The organism is Haloferax sp. AS1 (assembly GCF_014530665.1).
Lineage (GTDB): Archaea > Halobacteriota > Halobacteria > Halobacteriales > Haloferacaceae > Haloferax > Haloferax volcanii.
Map to the genome: position 1 here is coordinate 2,795,640 of NZ_SPSA01000001.1, position 288 is coordinate 2,795,927.

The following is a 288-nucleotide window of genomic DNA, read 5'->3' on the forward strand; positions in this document are numbered from 1 at the left end:
GATTTTCCTGCCCATCACGGCGGTGCTCGCGTCGATCGTCACGTTCGCAATCGGGTCGTCGTGGCCGGCCGCCGGCACGCTCGGCGTCTCGTTTATCGGCATCGGCGCCGGGTTGGGGATTCCGGCCCCGATGCCCGCGGGGGCCATCCTCTCGGGGGCGTACATGGGCGACACACAGTCGCCGCTGTCGGACACGCCGAACCTCGCGGCCGCCGTCCCGAACACCGACCTGTTCGCCCACGTCAACGCCATGCGCGACAGCTCGCTCGTCGCGTTCGGCCTCGCCGT

General features: G+C 70.5%; 1 protein-coding gene. It reads left to right on the forward strand.

The features are described from left to right. The coding region (locus E4P24_RS19445) for a Na+/H+ antiporter NhaC family protein (protein ID WP_305037781.1) at positions 1–288 on the forward strand (288 nt) is incomplete at both ends.